This window comes from Endozoicomonas montiporae CL-33, assembly GCF_001583435.1.
GTDB lineage: Bacteria > Pseudomonadota > Gammaproteobacteria > Pseudomonadales > Endozoicomonadaceae > Endozoicomonas_A > Endozoicomonas_A montiporae.
Genome location: NZ_CP013251.1, coordinates 1,015,049 through 1,029,592, shown reverse-complemented (window position 1 = coordinate 1,029,592; position 14,544 = coordinate 1,015,049). Strand labels below are relative to the sequence as shown.

17 protein-coding genes are annotated in these 14,544 nt (G+C 48.8%); 8 read left to right on the top strand and 9 right to left on the bottom strand.

The genetic code is table 11. The annotated features are described in order from the left end of the window. Positions 1–47: 47 nt before the first annotated feature. The 5 genes from EZMO1_RS04545 to EZMO1_RS25300 form a co-directional block, all read right to left on the bottom strand. A complete protein-coding gene (locus EZMO1_RS04545) occupies positions 48–1,448 on the bottom strand; it encodes an IS1380 family transposase (protein WP_034873155.1) in 1,401 nt (466 codons plus the stop codon). 128 nt (positions 1,449–1,576) lie between these two features. Further along, positions 1,577–1,918, bottom strand: coding sequence for a hypothetical protein (locus tag EZMO1_RS04540; RefSeq protein ID WP_201772176.1), 342 nt, complete (start codon positions 1,916–1,918; stop codon positions 1,577–1,579). 64 nt (positions 1,919–1,982) lie between these two features. Beyond that, positions 1,983–2,156: a hypothetical protein gene (locus tag EZMO1_RS26530; RefSeq protein WP_222842191.1), complete on the bottom strand. Its 174-nt coding sequence runs from the start codon at positions 2,154–2,156 to the stop codon at positions 1,983–1,985. Continuing rightward, positions 2,123–2,491 carry a hypothetical protein gene (locus EZMO1_RS26085; RefSeq protein ID WP_145912467.1) on the bottom strand — a complete coding sequence of 123 codons (369 nt, stop codon included), beginning with the start codon at positions 2,489–2,491 and terminating at the stop codon, positions 2,123–2,125. Before EZMO1_RS26085 ends, EZMO1_RS26530 begins: the two co-directional genes overlap by 34 nt. Next, a complete protein-coding gene (locus EZMO1_RS25300; protein ID WP_082212030.1) occupies positions 2,484–2,819 on the bottom strand; it encodes a hypothetical protein in 336 nt (111 codons plus the stop codon). The genes EZMO1_RS26085 and EZMO1_RS25300 overlap by 8 nt, the downstream gene beginning before the upstream one ends. Before the next feature lie 236 nt (positions 2,820–3,055). On the opposite strand from EZMO1_RS25300, the gene EZMO1_RS04525 reads away from it, so the two are divergent. Continuing rightward, a complete protein-coding gene (locus tag EZMO1_RS04525; protein WP_034875154.1) occupies positions 3,056–4,357 on the top strand; it encodes an ISKra4 family transposase in 1,302 nt (433 codons plus the stop codon). On the opposite strand, the gene EZMO1_RS04520 is transcribed toward EZMO1_RS04525, so the two are convergent. The 4 genes from EZMO1_RS04520 to EZMO1_RS04505 are packed head-to-tail and all read right to left on the bottom strand — an operon-like array spanning position 4,354 to position 7,077. Continuing rightward, positions 4,354–5,553, bottom strand: coding sequence for a Tn3 family transposase (locus EZMO1_RS04520; protein WP_051789866.1), 1,200 nt, complete (start codon positions 5,551–5,553; stop codon positions 4,354–4,356). The two genes, EZMO1_RS04525 and EZMO1_RS04520, sit on opposite strands and share 4 nt — an antisense overlap. A 59-nt stretch (positions 5,554–5,612) precedes the next feature. Next, positions 5,613–6,473: a DUF4158 domain-containing protein gene (locus tag EZMO1_RS04515; RefSeq protein ID WP_051789868.1), complete on the bottom strand. Its 861-nt coding sequence runs from the start codon at positions 6,471–6,473 to the stop codon at positions 5,613–5,615. A gap of 35 nt (positions 6,474–6,508) precedes the next feature. Further along, complete coding sequence (locus EZMO1_RS04510; RefSeq protein WP_034875155.1) at positions 6,509–6,817, bottom strand: type II toxin-antitoxin system RelE/ParE family toxin; 309 nt, start codon at positions 6,815–6,817, stop codon at positions 6,509–6,511. Beyond that, positions 6,817–7,077, bottom strand: coding sequence for a type II toxin-antitoxin system Phd/YefM family antitoxin (locus EZMO1_RS04505; protein ID WP_034875162.1), 261 nt, complete (start codon positions 7,075–7,077; stop codon positions 6,817–6,819). The genes EZMO1_RS04510 and EZMO1_RS04505 overlap by 1 nt, the downstream gene beginning before the upstream one ends. 171 nt (positions 7,078–7,248) lie before the next feature. On the opposite strand from EZMO1_RS04505, the gene EZMO1_RS27535 reads away from it, so the two are divergent. The 7 genes from EZMO1_RS27535 (at position 7,249) to EZMO1_RS04470 (ending at position 14,544) form a co-directional block, all read left to right on the top strand. After that, on the top strand, positions 7,249–8,112 hold the full coding sequence (locus EZMO1_RS27535; RefSeq protein ID WP_034875163.1) for a recombinase family protein: 864 nt from the start codon (positions 7,249–7,251) through the stop codon (positions 8,110–8,112). 118 nt (positions 8,113–8,230) lie between these two features. Continuing rightward, on the top strand, positions 8,231–8,863 hold the full coding sequence (locus EZMO1_RS04495) for a hypothetical protein (RefSeq protein WP_034875165.1): 633 nt from the start codon (positions 8,231–8,233) through the stop codon (positions 8,861–8,863). A 245-nt stretch (positions 8,864–9,108) separates the two neighbouring features. Then, on the top strand, positions 9,109–10,089 hold the full coding sequence (locus EZMO1_RS04490; RefSeq protein WP_034875167.1) for an AAA family ATPase: 981 nt from the start codon (positions 9,109–9,111) through the stop codon (positions 10,087–10,089). A 1-nt stretch (position 10,090) separates the two neighbouring features. Continuing rightward, positions 10,091–10,981, top strand: a complete 891-nt coding sequence (locus EZMO1_RS04485; protein WP_034875168.1) for a DUF58 domain-containing protein — start codon at positions 10,091–10,093, stop codon at positions 10,979–10,981. Further along, positions 10,974–11,798, top strand: coding sequence for a hypothetical protein (locus tag EZMO1_RS04480; protein WP_034875180.1), 825 nt, complete (start codon positions 10,974–10,976; stop codon positions 11,796–11,798). The genes EZMO1_RS04485 and EZMO1_RS04480 overlap by 8 nt, the downstream gene beginning before the upstream one ends. Next, positions 11,795–12,808, top strand: a complete 1,014-nt coding sequence (locus EZMO1_RS04475) for a VWA domain-containing protein (RefSeq protein WP_034875182.1) — start codon at positions 11,795–11,797, stop codon at positions 12,806–12,808. Before EZMO1_RS04480 ends, EZMO1_RS04475 begins: the two co-directional genes overlap by 4 nt. Beyond that, entirely contained in the window at positions 12,805–14,544 is a 1,740-nt protein-coding gene (locus EZMO1_RS04470; protein WP_034875184.1) for a VWA domain-containing protein, read from the top strand. Before EZMO1_RS04475 ends, EZMO1_RS04470 begins: the two co-directional genes overlap by 4 nt.

Genomic DNA, 14,544 nt, shown 5'->3' with positions numbered 1-14,544 from the left:
TCTTTCATCTGGTTGCTATGTACCTTGATTGAGTCTTATGAAAGTTGCTACCCCGGTCGAAGTATCGGCATCTGGTAAAAGACTTCTGTCACATGCTGCAAAAGCCTCTTGAATGGGCAGCTACGTGGCAGATGAAGTTTAATTCGGTCTTTATATTCAACCACTTTGACTGCAACTTTACAGAGCTTCATGATCACCGTTGATGGCTGCGCTTTTTCCAGCTCCGTACCTTTCAAAGTCTTGGTTCTTAACTCATAGTGCAAAACATAAGCGGCACAGGCATAAAACATTCTCAAATGGTTAGCCAAAAAGCCCTGATCGGACAATCTGTCGCCGGACAGATCACTTTTCAGATGTTTGATGAAGTTCTCATCCTGTCCTCTTGGACAGTAAAGCTCTTCATAAATTACCTCTGGAGAAGCTTCCTTCATCGACGTCACAATGAAACGAGGGTTGTCGCCTTTTTGGTTGACCTCCGCCTTGTAAATTATCCGGGTATCGAGACCTTTCCAGCTCTTGGCCTGGTATTCTGCTTCCCCGTAAAGTCTGAGCCGATCAGGTTCTGGCATGTTGTTCAGTCTTGCCAGCTCAGTCTTGACCTTCAGAGCTTGACGCGCTTCATCCAACAACTCTTTGGCTTTTGGCCGCAAAGCCGTTTTGTGGCCTGCACCTTTGCCCAAGACATAATCCGAATGAGGGGCATTCTGAACCACCCACATTAACTCTGGTTGAGCGAAGTGGCTGTCTCCCCGAACCAGTAGATGGGTTTTCGGCCACTTTTTCCGAAGCAGCCGAATGACCCGTTCGAGAATGGCTGCATTTTCCTTGCCCGTTGGGGTTTTCCCCGGACGAAGAATCGCCGTAATCAGCTTGCCGCTGAGTCCCTCAAAAATCATCAGGGGCAAGTAGCAGTAGTCCTGATATTTGGCATTAAACAGGTTCATCTGCTGGCCACCATGAGTAATGGCCGGTGTATGATCAAGATCGATAACGATCACCGGGGGTGGCAGCTTGTAACTGCTGATAAAGTGATGCACAAATGCTTCAGCCATCCTGTAAATGTCGGAGCGGGTCATAGATTGTCCCAGCCGGGTAAAAGTGGGCGCTGATGCGAGATGGTTATCGCTGTCCAACGGATTGCGACCAGTGGCCAGTTTGAACATAGGGTCTTTACGCAAACGGTTACTGTCGTTGGCATCTTCATAGCCGCAGGCCATTTGCAGAACCCGCTGAACCAGAAGTTCTTTCAGGGAGTGGTCGATATAGGATTGATGGCGTCTGTCATTGATGGCATCAGTCATTTTGCAGATAAGACCGCTCTGCAGAATGGTTTCCCGTAGCAGCAGAGTGCCAAAGTCAGAAGATAACTCCCCACCATTGAAGTCTGCCCGGATGGTTTTTCCATTTGAGGGATGAAAACGAAGCTGTTCTTGTGTAGATTTGGGCATGGCAAGTTCCGGTTTGCTTCTTCCGAAGCTTTCTTTTGGTCGACCCAATTATATCAAGTGATTGGGCGGAACTTGCCTCCTTTTATGAAATATTCGGGTTAGCTTCTTGTTTGAATTACTCATCAGCATTACTCAGTCTGAGCAGGTTTCTCCTGAGTGGGTATCAGCCCTTCTTCGTTACCTTTATCAAACTCATCCTTCATCTGACTGTGTCGTTCAACCGATTCCTGAAAACCCTGTTTACCGGCTGCATAGGTATCGCGGAAAATTTCACCGCCGGTAGCAACATTTTCTTTGACAGCCTCTGCAGTCTGACTCGCAGTCTGTTTAACAACTGAACTGCCGCTTTTTACCATACCACCCGTACCGGAGATCAGGTCTGACAACTTGCTACGCACTTTTTCATTACTGAGTAAAAATGCAGCCGCAGCCCCTACCATTGCGCCTTGCCAAAAACGGTTATCATTCATTTTTATTCTCCAGTTTGATACACGATCGGTGTTCAGGCTTTATAAACTTATTAAGCTGAATACATCAGTCATCACTGTCGTTTTCAGAGGCACCTTCCGCGTCAGAAGAACGCCTTTGCGTCATACTATCAATGCCCGACAGAAGGTCAGGTAATTTGTCACGGATATTGTTATTACTGAGCAATAGCGTTGCCGCGGCTCCAATCACAGCCCCTTTCCAGAACTCTCTATCATCCATGCCAAGGGTGCCAAGCAGTTCTTTAAAAAAATACCCGCGTCTTCGCCCAAAGCACCTTCAACCATGCTTTGCGCCTGATCAGTCAGGGGGCTGGCTGCTTGTTGTTGTGGCTTCTGCTGTGACTGTGCCTCAGAAGGATATGGAGAAGGAGGCATCATGCCCGGATGTGGGTACTGATAATAAGGATGCCCAAAATAAGGCGGGGGTGGCGCATGTCGCATATATTCATCAGCGTAACGCTCATGACCAGAATGTTGGCAGCCCATACAAGGAGGAGGTTGCTCATTATGCCAATGAGGAGTTTTGTCCTGCTTATATTTTGAGTCATTACTCATTGCTTAACCCTTCTGATTTCAGTTGCCGGGCAACCTCATAACAAGCCTTTTTTGCTTCTGTGTCCGATTCAGAAAACATCGCATTAATCCACTCCGGCCTGATGACCGACGCATCATATTCAATGACAATGCTGTTGGTTGAGTTTTTAATTTTATAGTTTTTAAATGCAGGCATATTCGCCAGAATCTTCTCAACATCAGTTGACTTATAACTGAGCAACTGAGGAAAGATTCCTGATTTGTATGTAAGCCGGATGCGACCAGGAAAGTGGTGCCTTAGTATCACCCATCGAAGAAGTTTTAAAGCCTGACCTATGTACTTCTTCATTCTGCGGAGCATACCAAAAACAGATCGCAAGGCTAGCAATCACCGTAGAGATATAGCGACTTTCCGATCTTTTTTGCTTTAAGTCAACGATAGTGGTAGCGTTGCGAACGCTAACGATTCTCACTGGCCTTTATATCTTATGAACACTTATATTGGGTGTAAGCGGTAATTAATGTAGGAAGAAACAACATTTTCTGTCTATTTTAAGATATTGAAAATCTTACAGCCTTCACCATATGCCCGCTCAAGTTATCTCTTCAGAAAACAACGAAACGCAGATCCTGATTACCATCCAGCATGGTGACTCAATGCTTGACTTTGAGACTGCTCTTCAGGGTAGCCTCAACGAAGCAGGCGTGCTTGGGGTAGAAAAACAGCTTGAAGCCATGGACACCGATGGTTCGCCTATAAAAGTAGGCGGGATTACCATGAGCAGCAAGCACAAAAAAGAACCCAAAGTGTATGAAACTTCATGGGGTTCCGCTAAGTTGGCACGCTATGTATATCAAAGCAGTCAGGGTGGTGAAACCTTTTGTCCCCTGGATCAGAATGCGCGAATCATTGTCAACTCGACTCCTGCTTTTGCCCGGCTCGTCAGTTGGAAATATGCACAAATGGCTGCTCCCCAGGTAGAAGAAGACTTACTACAAAACCATGGCCGCAAGAGTAGTCGTTCGACGCTTAGAGATCTGGCTGATGTCGTAGCAAGCATCGCTCAGGCAAAAGAAGAAAAATGGGCATACGACATACCCGATTTGCCTAAGGCAGTAAAAACAATAGGCATCGGCCTTGATGGAGCCAACCTTCTTTATTACGAAGGCTATCGTGAAGCCATGTGTGGCACGATAAGCCTTTATGATGACGAAGGGGAGCGGCTCCATACCATCTATTGTGCAGAGGCACCAGAATACGGCAAGGGAACCTTTAAAAGCAGATTTTCAAGAGAAATCAACAAGGTTAAAGCGCGATATCCTGATGCAGTTTATGTGGGAATTGCTGACGGAGCAGCGGATAACTGGACTTTTTTAGAGCCCTTTACAACCGTGCAGGTGCTGGACTTTTACCATGTCTCTGAATATGTTGCCGGGGCTGCTGAGGCTCTTTATCCCGGCAAAAAAGCATCACAGGAGAGGCATGCATGGTTGAAGCAGAAACTACACGACTTGAAACATGAAAAGGGTGCAGCCAAAAGACTTCAGGAAGAGCTTGATAGTGCAAAGCCAGGCAACAACCGTACTGCGTCTCTGGAAAAGTTAATCAGTGCCAGAACGTATTTCAAAAATCATTGGCATCAGATGATTTATCCGCAAGCGAGAGAGCAGAACTTGCCGATAGGTTCGGGAGTGACTGAAGCAGGCTGTAAAACATTGGTGAAACAGAGAATGTGCCGTTCAGGAATGCGCTGGAAGGAGCAGGGAGCATCGATGTTGCTGACGTTAAGGGCACTGGTTTGCACATCCGGATCCTGGAATGCATTTTGGTCAAAAATGAGCCGTTACGGATTCCCTGTCACACACAACCTTCCTCCAGTACATTAATTAGGCAGCACACCCTCCCACTGTCTAAAGATCGGCAGCGAGTGAATATGGTTGCTGACAATATCATTTGCTGCACACAAGGTATCAACACGAACAAAATCCTCCCGTATCGAGCGTAACTGGTTCAATTCGAGATCCGACATATCAGCCATTTTAAGAGCGCCAAACCCAAAGGCTTCTGAAAGCAAGCAAGCGTTTATCACCAGTGGTAAAGGGTTTTTCCGTTTGGTGTAGCGGTCCTTCATGTGGGTAAAGCTATCCCACATGCCGATTCGGTCACCAATAAACATTACGATATTGGCTATTTCAGCTTTAGGCAGGCTTTTAAAGAAGGCATCGTCCAGCTTCTCTGAACTATCATAAAGTAAGCTCCAGCGTTGTTGCCCTGTCCGGGTTTTTCGGATATTAAATCCTGGATTTTTATTCTCCTGAATATTGTCTGTCGTACGTATCCAAGCGTCATTGAGTTCTTGAAGAGCCTCGTCAAGGCGCTGATCACAATAGATGGGAATCTTGGGATAGCCAAACTCTGCAGCAATTGCTTCCGCGTCGTCTACTAAAGAATCGTCGATCAGGTCGGTATTGATATCACAGTAGGACACACTGTCATTGCAATACAGCCTGCCCCTGTCAATTTCGTGATAGATCTTCTGGTACACATAAAACTCAAACAGATACGGGTCCAGGTGCGTATCTGTGGGTTTCCGTTTCAGATATCGCACCATGCTTTTTGGTACGGTTAACCCCAGATCATCACAAATTTCCAACTTTGACGGACTCTTGCCACTCGCGTAATGTGATTTCAATACATCCATTAAGCTACTGATATGAATACTTTCCCTGAAGTACTCGAACGTAACGGTGAGGAAAATAGGTCTGAGATAGAGTGAGAATATCCGCGAGGATTTTGCGTAATATTCCCAGAGAGCTGCTTTTTTATCGAAGGACTCCCCATCCAGAAATTCAGCCAGTACAGAGAATTGTTCTTTCGGCAGAATGCCATAGGCAATGGCGTTCAGTTCTTCCTGAGTCAGGTTTGAGTTCCGGGCAGGGAACCATTTCAGAAATTTAGCCAACTTTGGGAAGTCCGTAACGACTTTGGAACTGTGTTCCATTTGTTCCGTTGAAGCGTGGACTTTGCCTGCATCAATAATTGTTCGCATGCGGTAACAGAAACTGATGATCAGGTTATCCATGATCTGCTGATAGCGATGGAAAATGAAGCATAAAGCGTGAAGCGTTTGCTGAGGCTTATTTAGTCGCCGTAGCCGCGAAGCCGCATATTGCTCGGCAAGATCGGCATACGCGAAGCCGCATATTGCTCGGCAAGATCGGCATAATAGCGTACGGCATTTTTTGCCAGATTCAGCGAAGGGATAAACTTTTTGGCGAAGACGTATAGCTTTTCGATACGCTGTGCTTTATCAACTTCTGTTTTGACCGCCGTGTACTGGAAATCTTTCTGGTCGGCGCGAATGATATTCAGTGCGGTAATGCCATCCTCCCTGTGAATTAATGCAGCCAACTCATCACTGACCGATGATGGTATCGACTCGATAATGGTCGAAAGCCGCTTATCTTCGGCAGCAAACGCCTGGCTGAAAATATCCTGAAGCGTGGTATAGGAAGGGATGATAATCTTCTGGTGATCAAAGTAAGCCAACGCCTGTCGAAAAGCACTGTGGCCTTTAGGGTAGTGACGCAGCATATCTTCCATATGAACCTGAATTTCAGGTGCGAATTTCGATGTGCAGCTACGATAGCCATAGAGTGAAAGGATCGTCTGTCGTTGAACTCGCACATAGTCACGGGAAATTCGCCCGGAGATCGACCACGCAGCCGATTCACTATAATAAGTGCTCACGATGAACAGGGCGTCGCTAATGACTTCATCCAGCGAGAAGTTGAAAAATTGCTGTCTGGCTTTGAAGTAACCCAGTTGCAGGATGAAATAGATGCGAGTTTTGGTGTTGCTGAACTGCGTCAGGGCCGTCCGTTCAGAAGCTGTCAGCGTGAAGTAAAGCTGTTGCTCATGGATGTTAAACTCGGGTCGTGAATAAAGCTCTTCAACTTCTGTATCCGATAATAGCTGAATACGTTTTTGGTTTTTCTTCATTGCCAGCCTTGATTAATGCCCGTCGGCCAACGCCACTAAACAACCTCTCGTTCGACCAGGTGATTGAGCGGCACCATGCGTTTGTGTAATACACCAAATACCACCAACACTCCCTCATGCATCACGTAATAGATGACATGGCTTCCATGAGGAAAACTCAACACATTCGACCCGACTTCTGGCCGGTGTTTTCCGAGGGATGGTGTCTCAGCAAGAAGGTGAATGGTTTTCCGGAGTTCCGATAAATATTTCCTGGACTGATCAGTTCCCCATTGCGCTACTGTGTATCGGCGAATTTCGATCAGGTCAGATTGTGCATCCAGGGTTAAGCGATAGGTTGTCATTAGTCGTGCTGACCTGATTCCAGCTCATCAAAGAATGCATCGCCATCAGCCAGTTTGCCTGCTGCAATATCAGTCTTGGCCTGAGCAGCCCTTAACTGCAACATTTGCAATTTGAGTTCCTCAATGCTTTTGTATTCATCGGCTGAGATAACGACGGCAACGGGCTTGCCATTCTTGCTGATCTGAACCGGGCTGCGCTGTGCCTTTAGCAGCATATCTCCAAAATGGGTTTTCGCTTCATTGGCTGAAAGAGCGTGCATCGTTTTTAATCTCCCTGATATCGTTCGATTCGTTCATTATAATCGAATCAATCCATTTTAGCCAAAACCGTAAGCTATCAATAAGTATACATTTTGATAGCATTGAAAAATAGCTATCAAAACTACTATCATAAGTCATCAATCAAAACCTCTAAAGATATCTGATAGTTTATGTCCCGAATTGGCTATGCCCGCGTCAGTTCCACTGGCCAGAGTCTGGAAGTGCAGCTAGAAAAATTAAGCAAAGCACAGTGCGACCGGACTTATCAGGAAAAGCGAAGCGGTCGAACTGCCGAGCGTCCTGAGTTTCAGGCATGTATGAATTATCTGCGCAAGGGCGACACTTTGGTTATTACTCGACTCGACCGCCTTGCCCGATCCGTGGTCCATCTTGCGCAACTCGCCAAACGATTCCAGCAAGAAAGCATAGACTTGCTTGTGCTGGATCAAAACATTGATACCAGCACGTCCACTGGCAGGCTTATGTTCAATATGCTTGCATCCATAGCCGAGTTTGAAAATGACCTGCGTACAGAACGACAGGCTGAAGGTATTGCCAAAGCCAAAGAGAACGGAGTGAAGTTTGGTCGACCACCCAAACTGACAGATGCAAAGTGTCAGGAGATATACTCACGACGAATGTCTGGAGTTACGATTGGTCAGCTGGCCAAGGAATTCAGGTTAGGTGAAGCCACGATTTACCGGGCATTGAATACTGTAAAGAAATCTGGCTCGATCCCAGAGCTGAAAACTACAAGGGTGATTCTGTGGCTTCAGGTCGAAAACAACAGCAAGTTTGTCCGTGGGAAAGGCAAATCTCGCCAGCAGATTGAAGACTATATCCTGTGTGATTATGACGCAAAGAAGCTGGAAAAAGATGGCTGGGAGTACGAACTCACCTTTCAGTACACAGATGACGAAGATCTGGAGCAACAAATCTACGACTTATCGGCCGAAATGAGCAATGAAGCCGATTTGCGAAACGGCTTTGTAGAATGCAATTTTTCTGAAGTTGGAACTGATCGGTCTTGGTAATAAAGCACAAATACGGATAGTCGACAGGTATTTTATGCGCAAGTTTCTTTACTGTTTGAGAAAGTACTGATATAAGTTAGGTCTTTTGAAACGTTTCTATCATTTCTCCGGAGTCATTATGAAGAAATCTGTCGCAGGCATTTTTGCCGGATTTGCCCTGAGTATTTCTGTAGGTGTTGCTGCTGATCAGGCAATCCCTGATGCAACGCTGGTTCAGTTCAGAAAAGAAATTCAGCAACAGTCTGACATTATCAACCTGAGCCAGCAACAATCTGAAGTACTGTTAAAACTGAAAACCGACCTGTACCGTTATAACAGCAATGTAGAAGCTGTTCATGGTCATGACGAATATTCAATGCGCATTCTTAGTCAGGCTAACCAGGATCGTTACGATGCAGCCTTTGCTGAACTGCTGACCAAAAAGCAGCAGGAAGCTGTTCGTGATTATGAGCTGGCTCAACTGCGCAAGCAGGTTCCTGCCGATTTCATGAACCGTTATGAAAAGCAGATCAAGGAAAAAGGTAAGGTGTTGAGGTTGTCCAAAGCAGAAAGGCAGACATTGCTTGAAATGAAGATGCACCTGTACACCCAGCAGCAGGCTGCTAACCGCAAATTTCCGCATGACAGAGAGGCTCGTAACGCAGCTCGCAGAATTAACCGTGAGGCTTACAACGCCAGGTTTGAGCAGATGACAACACAGAAGCAGCGTGAAGCCCTGCAGAAGTGGAGAAGAGCGCAGCGTAACGCCTGATACTTGGAATGAGAGGCGGGAATCCACCAGGATCAGTGCATTCCTGCTTTTGAGGGGATGACGACAGAACGTCAGTTCCTTGACTGTCGACTCGAGTCAGCATTCTTTCTTATATGGAATTTTTTGAGATAATTTAAACGTTTCTATTTTTGAAGTGTCTCACAGTAAACCTTTCCCGCAAAAGAAGCGCTGACATCTCACATTACTTGTTTTCACCCGACAGACCAATACAGGGTACTCATTGTATGACAGTTGCTATCAGCCAGCCTGTTAAGGCTTTGGAAAAAATTGCCATCCTCCGTCAGGAAGTAGCCAAAGTAATCGTCGGTCAGAACGATCTGGTCGACCGCCTGGTTTTGGCCCTGTTGTGCCGGAGCCATGTTCTGATTGAAGGCATTCCCGGTCTGGCAAAAACCCTGACAGTCAACACCCTGTCCAAAGCCCTCGGACTGCATTTCAGTCGTATCCAGTTTACGCCTGACCTGTTGCCGGGCGACGTAACCGGTACCCTGATTTATAACCCGTCCACCGGCGAATTTACCGCAGAGAAAGGACCGGTCTTTGCCAATATCGTACTGGCTGATGAAATCAACCGTTCACCAGCGAAGGTGCAGTCTGCTTTACTGGAGGCGATGCAGGAAAAGCAGGTGACCCTGGGTAAGGAAATCAGTCAGCTGCCACACCCGTTTCTGGTTCTGGCGACACAGAACCCAGTTGAACAGGAAGGTACCTATCCACTGCCTGAAGCTCAGGTTGACCGGTTCATGTTCAAACTGAAAGTTGACTACCCGACGTTTGACGAAGAGCTGGAAGTAATGCGTCGTATGTCCCGACCAAAGCAGAACGTTGCCGTTAAAAGTGTACTGACCAGGGAGGACCTGGAAACCCTGACCGCACAAATTGAAAACGTTCATATGGCTCCGTCCCTGGAAAAATACATTGTGCATCTGATTTCCGCGACCCGTAATCCTGACGAGTACGGGCTGGATATTGCAGATCTGGTGCGTTTCGGCGCTTCTCCGCGAGCCACCATTAACCTGGCTCTGGCCGCTCGTGCGGCGGCTGTGATTAATGGTCGTGACCATGTTCTGCCTGAAGATATCCGCGCCCTGTCTCCGGATATTCTGCGCCACCGGATTGCCTTGAGCTACAAGGCCGAAGCCAGGGGTATGACATCCGACGCCTTGATCGAGCAGATTCTCATGCAAGTAGCCATTCCCAACTGATATGCATGACCATTTAACCCAGCGACTGCATCAATTGCAGTTGTTCTGCAAGCACCGGGTAGACCACCTGCTGGCAGGGCAATATCGCTCGACTTTCAAAGGTCAGGGACTGGAATTTGATGAGGTCAGGGTGTATAGCCCGGGCGATGATGTTCGTACGATTGACTGGAACGTAACGGCTCGTAGTAGCGAAGTGCATATCAAGCGTTTCCATGAAGAGAGGGAAATCAACCTGATTTTAGTGGTCGATAATTCGCCCTCATTCGCCTGGTCAAGTACCGACAATAAACGACAGACCGTTGCTGCAAAACTGTGCGGTCTGTTAGGTATGGCAGCATTCAGCAGTAATGACCGGATCGGTTTGCTCAGGTTCAGTGACACAATGGACAGTTTTTTGCCGCCGACCAGAGGCCGTAACCAGCTTATGCGCTGTTTGTCGTCTGTGCTGGAAGAGCCAAAAAAGGTTTCTAACACCTGTGTTACAGAGTCGCTGGATCACCTGAACAAGTTACAGCTGAAACGCTCAGTCATTGTTGTGATTTCTGATTTCTTCATGGAAGGCTTTATGGAACGTCTTGCCATACTCGGCCATCACCATGAAGTCATCGCCATTGCTGTTGATGACCCCGGAGAAACATCACTGACCGGAGGCGGGCTGATGCACCTGCGGGATACCGAGACCGGAGAGACCCAATGGCTCGACCTGGCTAACCGTTCTGTGCAGAAATTATTCAAGCGTCGAATGGACAAACGTTTAAAAGATCGGGAGCAAGCATTTGCGCAATGGGGAGTGGACCTGGTTGTGCATCATGTGGATGACGACCCGGCGGAAACGCTACTCTCCTTCTTTCATGCCCGAAAAAAGAGGGTTGAAGGAGCTGCCTGTGGCTAAATCATTTTATACAACACTGTTTTCATTACTGCTACTGGCCGGGCTGGCATTCTTCTGGAATGAACCGGCCCGGGCCATGGATGATCAGGTAACGGTATCGCTGGAATCTTTTCCAGACGCCATCACGGCAGGGGAACAAATCGAACTGGCCCTGACCGTTCGTTACAATGAAGACCTTGAAATTATCTTTGATCCTGAAGCCCAGGAATGGGGTGCAATGGAGTTGCTATCGAGTCAGGTAGCCCCGCTTCACTGGGTTGACGGCCTGTGGCAATACATCATTTACATGGATGTCACCTTCCTGTTGCCAGGGCAGCACCAGGTACCTACCTTCAGTGTCGATGTGTTCAAAGGCCCGAATCACTGGCAATTGTATACGCAGCCCGGGACGGTCAGTGTCAGGTCAACATTTAATGAGCTGCAGGTTAATGTGCAGAGCATTATCAGGCTGGACGAGCCGGAACAGACGGCAGTCCTCATGGCAAAGGCAACCATCTTCTGGCTGATAACGGCTTTAGCCGGCCTGGTATTCGCCCCCTTTGTCAGGCGCGGAAAGAAAATACAACAACTGCCTGCTGCTACTCCTTCTGCCGCCGATATTGCCAGACAGGCCCATGTCTCGGGTTCAGCAGACTGGGACGGCTTACGGCAGTGGCTAATGGTGGCAACAGGGTCTGACCCGACCGGCAAGCTGACCACGGATGAACCCCTGTTGCATCGTTACCAATGCCTCCGGTTCAGTGAAAGTCGCTCACCGGAAGAAACTGTAGAGCAGTTTGTCAAATACTGCAACCAGTGTCAGGAGAAGTGGGGATGAGCTTTAAATACCCGATGCTGCTGTGGTTGCTGCTAACAATACCGCTGCTGGCTGTTTATCTGTGGTGTCGGAATAAACGACAGGGAATTAGTTATTCCCACCTGCTGCTGGTTGAGAACCTGCCGGTCAGCTATCGGCAGAAATGGATGTGGCTGACAACGGCACTGCCTCTGCTGGCACTGGCTTCCATGGTTTTTATCCTGGCCCAGCCCTACCGTGAAGTTTCCGAACTGTCGGAACAGCAGGAAGGCATTGCCATCGCCATCGTTCTCGACGTCTCTTCCTCCATGAATATCCGTATGGAGATGAACGGTAAACGTAGCAATCGTATGGCAGTGGCAAAAGACGTTCTGGAGGCGTTTATTCTCGGTGATGGTGATCAGCTGAAAGGGCGCAATGCTGACCTGATCTCCCTGATATCGTTTGCCCGCTACCCCAGGGTGATAAGTCCTCTGACGAACTCCCACGACGCCCTGGTTGCCATGGCACGTCATGTTGAACCGCCCGTTCGTCTTGATGAAGACGGTACGGCAATAGGTGATGCCACTGCCCTGGCTGCTGCCCAACTCAGGGAATATGAAAAAAGTCAGAGAGAGGGTCAGGAAGTCAGAAGTAAGGTCATCATTATGATTACCGATGGTGAAAACAACGCAGGCCAGTATTCGCCCATGATGGCTGCAGCCCTGGCAGAGGAATGGGGTATTAAAATCTACACCATTTTTATTGGCACCCAGCCAGAAGACATGCTCGATGATGACAATGAAGAAGTGCGGGTTGACTGGGTACTGAAGGCCATGGCTGAAACGACGGGAGGCGTTTATAACCGCGCGTATGACTATGAGTCACTGGTCGTCGGATATCAGGCCATTAACGAGCTGGAAACCTCTAAATTACAGACCGTTGTTTTCACCGACCGGGTACCTGCCTACCAGCCTTTCGCCCTGATGACGCTGCTTTTTCTGATGTTGTCTGTGCTGCTGAGCGCGACCTGGCTGAGGAGGCTGGGATGAACCAACTGACATTACTTGCACCCCAGTGGCTCTGGCTGCTTGTTTTGGTACCGGTCACGTGTTGTCTGGCGTTATACCAGCACCACAAAAGCAGGAGCGACCTGAAAAAGCTCAGTTCAGTCCTGTCGCTGCCACCAATTAACCGACGTTTCGGAGCGATGCTGCTGGCCATTGCGCTGGCATCCCTTTCTTTATCCCGTCCGGCATGGAACCCCCGGCCTGTGGGAATACAGGACCAGGGACGTGACATTGTTTTCCTGCTGGACGTATCCCGGTCCATGCTGGCAGAAGATGCCCGCCCTAACCGTCTGGAAGTTGCCCGGGCTGCTATAAAGCGAGTGGTTAACCTGCCATCCAACGACCGGTTCGGGCTGGTCGCTTTTGCCGGTGAAGCTTCGATCAGGTCGCCTGTCACCCGGGACCGTGTCTTTCTGAATACCTTGCTCGATAGCATTGGCCCGGGCAGTGTTGCCACAGGCGGGACCCATATCGGGGATGCCCTGATGATGGTACTTAACAATATGGTTGATGCCGGCAATGCAGACGACAATGCACCGGAAGCGGTGGATATCATCCTGATCACTGATGGTGAAGACATGGGTGATGAGCCGGTTGAGGCCATGGCGTTGCTGAACCGGCTGGGCGTTAGATTGATGGTCATTGGCTTGGGTGACAGCCAGTTTGGTGCCAGAGTTCCTAACCGCGACGGCACTGGCTGGACACTGGACGAGGGACGTGAGCACTGGTCCCGACTGGACGACAATCACCTTCAGTCTCTGGCGCAGCAGGCTGAGCAGGGCATTTACTTCCCGATTGGCACCACCTGGCTGGACCTGTCGGCGCTGCTCGGTCAGATGCAGGCTATGTGGCCGGCAGACAGCAGGGATCAGGGTGAGGTGATGAAATATGTCGAAGGTTACCCTTACCTGATAACCATCGCTATCTTCATGCTGCTGATTTTTCTGATGCACAAGCCTGCACTGGTGAAGCATTCGACTACGCTGTCATGCCTGTTATTGCTGATGGTTAATATGGCGCATGCCGACATACCGGCAACCGTACACGACTTGGAACAGCAGGCTGCTGCCCTGACAGAACAGCGAAACTATACCGAGGCAGCCAATACCTATCGCAGAATGGCAAATCTTGCCGACGACCAGCATGCGACAGTGACAGCCAACTACAACCTTGCCACTACGCTGATTTTTCTTGCCACCCAGAGTCTTGACGCGGCAATGGGGCTTGATTTTATCGACGGCATAGAGGGTGAGGGAGAGTTTATTGATCCAGAGCTTTACCTGAGTGAAGCCCGGCATGTGCTGCGTGCCATCCTGCTTACCGATCCGAGCCACGAAGCCAGTCGGAGGAATCTGGAATGGCTGGCCCGGGAACAGTCTGGCATGTATGAAGACCTGGTCAGTACCTTTAAACAGGATGAAGAGTTTATCGAGCAGGAGCAGATGCAGGATGCTGAGTCCAACATGCAGGGTGAGGATACTGACGAGGCTGATGAAGGTAGCGGCGATTCCGACCAGGAAGGGGAGGACTCCGCAGAGAACGGTCGCGGCAGTCAGGGCGACCCCAATTTCGGCGATCTGGATACGATGTTTAGGGACATGATGGAGTCGACCCCGTCAGCCAGCTCTGTCGACATTATGGATCAGGCTCGGACACTTGAGGGAAAACTGCAACAACTGGATCAGCAACGTCAGAATGCTGTTGACCGGGACTGGTAA

What these genes read in the sequence shown, in the direction of transcription:
- EZMO1_RS04470 (WP_034875184.1), top strand. Translation starts at nt 12,805, where the DNA reads ATGAACCAACTGACATTACTTGCACCCCAGTGGCTCTGGCTGCTTGTT.
- EZMO1_RS25300 (WP_082212030.1), bottom strand. Translation starts at nt 2,819, where the DNA reads ATGAAGAAGTACATAGGTCAGGCTTTAAAACTTCTTCGATGGGTGATA.
- EZMO1_RS04475 (WP_034875182.1), top strand. Translation starts at nt 11,795, where the DNA reads ATGAGCTTTAAATACCCGATGCTGCTGTGGTTGCTGCTAACAATACCG.
- EZMO1_RS04520 (WP_051789866.1), bottom strand. Translation starts at nt 5,553, where the DNA reads ATGGATAACCTGATCATCAGTTTCTGTTACCGCATGCGAACAATTATT.
- EZMO1_RS26530 (WP_222842191.1), bottom strand. Translation starts at nt 2,156, where the DNA reads ATGGATGATAGAGAGTTCTGGAAAGGGGCTGTGATTGGAGCCGCGGCA.
- EZMO1_RS04505 (WP_034875162.1), bottom strand. Translation starts at nt 7,077, where the DNA reads ATGCACGCTCTTTCAGCCAATGAAGCGAAAACCCATTTTGGAGATATG.
- EZMO1_RS04510 (WP_034875155.1), bottom strand. Translation starts at nt 6,817, where the DNA reads ATGACAACCTATCGCTTAACCCTGGATGCACAATCTGACCTGATCGAA.
- EZMO1_RS04525 (WP_034875154.1), top strand. Translation starts at nt 3,056, where the DNA reads ATGCCCGCTCAAGTTATCTCTTCAGAAAACAACGAAACGCAGATCCTG.
- EZMO1_RS04545 (WP_034873155.1), bottom strand. Translation starts at nt 1,448, where the DNA reads ATGCCCAAATCTACACAAGAACAGCTTCGTTTTCATCCCTCAAATGGA.
- EZMO1_RS04490 (WP_034875167.1), top strand. Translation starts at nt 9,109, where the DNA reads ATGACAGTTGCTATCAGCCAGCCTGTTAAGGCTTTGGAAAAAATTGCC.
- EZMO1_RS04515 (WP_051789868.1), bottom strand. Translation starts at nt 6,473, where the DNA reads ATGAAGAAAAACCAAAAACGTATTCAGCTATTATCGGATACAGAAGTT.
- EZMO1_RS04495 (WP_034875165.1), top strand. Translation starts at nt 8,231, where the DNA reads ATGAAGAAATCTGTCGCAGGCATTTTTGCCGGATTTGCCCTGAGTATT.
- EZMO1_RS04485 (WP_034875168.1), top strand. Translation starts at nt 10,091, where the DNA reads ATGCATGACCATTTAACCCAGCGACTGCATCAATTGCAGTTGTTCTGC.
- EZMO1_RS04540 (WP_201772176.1), bottom strand. Translation starts at nt 1,918, where the DNA reads ATGAATGATAACCGTTTTTGGCAAGGCGCAATGGTAGGGGCTGCGGCT.
- EZMO1_RS26085 (WP_145912467.1), bottom strand. Translation starts at nt 2,491, where the DNA reads ATGAGTAATGACTCAAAATATAAGCAGGACAAAACTCCTCATTGGCAT.
- EZMO1_RS27535 (WP_034875163.1), top strand. Translation starts at nt 7,249, where the DNA reads ATGTCCCGAATTGGCTATGCCCGCGTCAGTTCCACTGGCCAGAGTCTG.